This window comes from Cupriavidus sp. UYPR2.512 (genome assembly GCF_000379565.1).
Lineage (GTDB): Bacteria > Pseudomonadota > Gammaproteobacteria > Burkholderiales > Burkholderiaceae > Cupriavidus.
The window spans coordinates 1-3,498 of the sequence record NZ_KB902969.1; the positions used below are offsets into that span (position 1 = coordinate 1).

General features: G+C 65.7%; 3 protein-coding genes. All 3 read right to left on the bottom strand.

Annotated elements, in window-relative coordinates; genetic code table 11:
• Positions 1 to 611 precede the first annotated feature (611 nt).
• The gene (locus tag A3A5_RS0115495; RefSeq protein ID WP_018311471.1) at positions 612 to 839 is read right to left on the bottom strand and encodes an H-NS histone family protein; all 228 of its coding nucleotides are present in this window, start codon (positions 837 to 839) and stop codon (positions 612 to 614) included.
• Between the two features lie 172 nt (positions 840 to 1,011).
• On the bottom strand, positions 1,012 to 2,052 hold the full coding sequence (locus A3A5_RS0115500) for an H-NS family nucleoid-associated regulatory protein (RefSeq protein ID WP_018311472.1): 1,041 nt from the start codon (positions 2,050 to 2,052) through the stop codon (positions 1,012 to 1,014).
• Positions 2,053 to 2,175: 123 nt separating this feature from the next.
• Entirely contained in the window at positions 2,176 to 3,399 is a 1,224-nt protein-coding gene (locus tag A3A5_RS0115505) for a DNA-binding protein (protein ID WP_018311473.1), read from the bottom strand.
• Positions 3,400 to 3,498: the final 99 nt, after the last annotated feature.

Here is a 3,498-nt window from a genome sequence, read left to right on the forward strand (position 1 = left end):
CCTGTCGCAAGCTCTATCAGTACCTGAATCGGGCTTCACTCGGCTAGCCGCACATCCGCTTTCACCCACAGATTCCGCCGACGAGCCAAACATTCTGGCGTGACAGATTACTTTGCCCTGACGCAGCATAGGCGGGGTGTCGCTGCACGTGCCAAGGCGCTGGGTTCTCCGCAGTACGACGTACATATAGCCGTCCACGACGAACACGCGCAACGGGATCAAAGGAGTCTTCCCGGAAAAGCATCGGTGCATCCTCGAGACGCGCAAAGCTCCGATTACGGGGCCAGTCAGAAAGCGCACCCACATGAGCCGCAAGAGAGACGAAGGGCGGCGATGGCCAGATGGCATGCCCGTACAGGCTCAGCGAGCCCTCGTAGAAGAGGGACGTATCTTGGTCGATCCCGATGGCTGTCCCACTCATGATCCTCCTTTTCTGTATGGTTATCGGGGTGATCGTACCTTTCGTGCAAAAAGTGGCGGCGATCAACCGGAGAACCGCCTCCGGCAAGGCTATGCCCCTTCCCGCCTTTCGCACGACCGGTGAGATTGCAACCCCTTGATTCACAATAGCTTTTGGGGCCAGACCGCCAGATTTAACACGAAAGGTACGATCACCCCTTGAGCCACGAGGGCATCTCGCCCTGCCCGTCCCAGGTCAGCCCTTCCGCGTTGCGGTAGCAGACCACCGGCGCCGGTGGTGCGGGCGGTGGAGGTGGCTCGGGTGGGGGCGGCGGCGCAAAGCACCCCGCCGCGTCGAGCTCTTCGAGGGTGAGCCCGTAGTCGTCCATCTGCGCCTGGATCCAGCGGATCGCGTCCGCCCGCTCAGTTTTTGCTGTCATCGCTGCCGTCACTGCTGTCGTTGCCTTCGTCCTGGTTGTTAGGCAGCGCTGCCCCCGGGTCGTTGCCCGGCTCTTCCCCTTGGGCTTCCTGCGCAGTGGCCGCCGAACTTCCGGCCTGCCGAGTTTGCTAATCAGAATGGGGGCGGACCGGCCGCGCCCGCCAACCTGTCGTTCAGGACAAGAGATCGATTAGGAAACGCTCGGGCTTCTTGCCAATCCACGCGGGAGCCCTACCGCGCCCCGACCAGGTCTGGCCCGTCTTCGGGTTGCGGTACCTCGGAGGCGGCGCGGCCTTCGTCTTGCTCGGAACAGCGCGGGCAGCGGGCTCAACACTGGGCTTGCCCGCAATGTCCTCAATGCTGAGGTCATACTCCTGCATCCACTGCCGAATCTCCTCCACGACCTTTGGCACTTCCGTGGCTCGCCACTGCTCAAGTTGCGCATTGACAGATGCCAGTTGAGCGAGCAGTGAGGATTGGGACGGGCGTTGGGTTGCGGTAGGCGCTTTTTGCTCCTGTCGCGGCTTCCGGGTTCGCGTCTTCTGAGTCGGCGCTTCCGGGGCAGCCTCCACGCCACGCAGTGTTATCTGCTTCGGCCCGCGCTTCCGGGTTGGGGTCGCTTGAGTCGTGACTTCCGGAGCGGCAACTTCGGCTCGGGTTTTCGGCTTTCGACCGCGCTTCGCGGCCCGCGTCTCTTCAGGCGCTGCTTCCGGAGCAGGGACGTAAAGCGGTGCTACCGGGGCGGCCGTTTCGGTCAGTTCATCCTGTGCGGCAGCTTCCATCGGTTCGTCCGTGGCCAGGACTTCAACCGGAGCTTCGGCCACGGCTTCAGTGGTCGCTTCCGAGGGCATGGCTTCAATGGGCGCTTCTGGCGCGTCAGATTCAGTCAACGCTTCCGAGGCGGCGGCTTCCCTCGATGCTTCCGGTGCCACGTCTTCCGTTGAAGCGTCCGGGGCTGCGTAAGGCCGCCGGCGCCGATATGACACGGTCGCCGTCGGGCCGCTATCCCGGCTTGTCGACCAGAAGTCCAAGCGTCGGGTCTGAGTGTCAACGCTGCCACTACCGGCGCATGCATCACTGGCTTCACCCATGACGGGATCCGCGTCGCGCATCGCCTCAGCGAGGGGAAGCTCCTTCTGACCCAATCCGTCCGTCGCATTGCTCGGGACAAGGGGTTCAACCACTTGCTCTGGGGCCAATTCGTTCTCCTTCATTGAAGTCACTGCAGGTGCAGACGCTTCCTAATTCCATGGACGGTGAGACCTTGTCTCTCGCGTGTCGTTCGCTTCTCGCCTACGCCCATCTGCGCCTGGATCCAGCGAATCGCGTCCGCCCGCTCAGTCTTTGCTGTCATCGCTGCCGTCACTGCTGTCGTTGCCATCGTCCTGATTGTTGGGTTGCGCCGCCGATCCCGGCTCGTCGCCCTGTTCTTCGCTTAGCTCATCCCGCTGAGCTTCTCCCTGACCGTCGCCCTGCTCTTCCAGCGCGGTCGCCGCCGAACTGCCGGCCTTGCGCCGCCGGCTCCCTTCGCGTTCGCGCGGCGCGACGCGCAAGGTGGCCAGCAACTGGCGCGCGAGCGCGGCTTCCGCTTCGGCCCGCTCGGCCCGGCGCTGCGCTGCGGCGAGCTCCGCCTGCATGGCATCAAGATCGCCCGCCGCCTTGTGTTGCGCCGCCTCGGCGGCCGCGAGCCGCTCGGTAAGCCGCTCCGTGAGCGCCGCGGTCTGCGCTTCCAGCTTGGCGCGGCTCTCCGCCTGCGCCACGGCCGCATCGCGCGCTTCGCTGCGCGCCGCCGCCAGTTCGGCGCGCAGGTCTTCGGCCGTGCGCTCGCTCTTCTGGCGCGCGGTGCGCTCCTGGTCCAGTTCGCGCAGGCTGCGCCGCTCGCTGGCTTCGGCGCGTTCCTGCGCGAGTGTCACCGCCTCGCGCGCCCGCTCCAGCTCCGTCGAGAATTGGGTCCGCAACGCGTCCAGTTGGCGCCGGCCCGTCTCCAGCTCCGTCCGCCCCGCCTCGAGTCGGGCCTGCGTGGCGGCGTGCGCCTGCCGCTCCGCGGCCAGGTCCGCCTGCACGGTGTCGTGGGCCTGCCGCGCTTCCGCCAGCTGGGCCGCGATCGCCGCCGCGTCCTCGCGCGCGGCGGCCGTCTCCACGCGCGCCGCATCCCGCTCGGCTTCCGCTTCGCTCGCGGCGTGCCGGGCTTCCGCGCGCAGCGTGGCGAGTTCCGCCGTCGCGGCCTCGTTGGCCGACTGCCAGATGGTCTGCACCGCCTCGGCGGCGATCTGCTTGAGCGCATCCGGCAGGTCCGGATGGTCGATGGTCACGCGCGTGCGCCCCCGCAGCTCCTGCCAGAACGACTGCAGCACCTCGGCGGGCGTGCCCATGCTGCCCTTGCGCACCAGGCTGTAGAGCTTGTTGGCGGTAGGCGTGACCCCGTAGCGGAAGAACAGCAGGCCGCAGACCTCGCGGTACAGCGCGCGGGTTTCGGGAAAGCGGCTGCGCAGTTCGGCAATGTCGTGGGCCAGCGCGGCCTGCAGGGTGGCGTCGGTCAGATCGAGGTCGGCGGCGGCCATCGGCAAAAAGCGTCGTTTAACTTGTCATATATTACTACGTAATACGCAATACATACAACTTTATCGTCAATACTTTAGACATAAGTTTGATTATGTCTA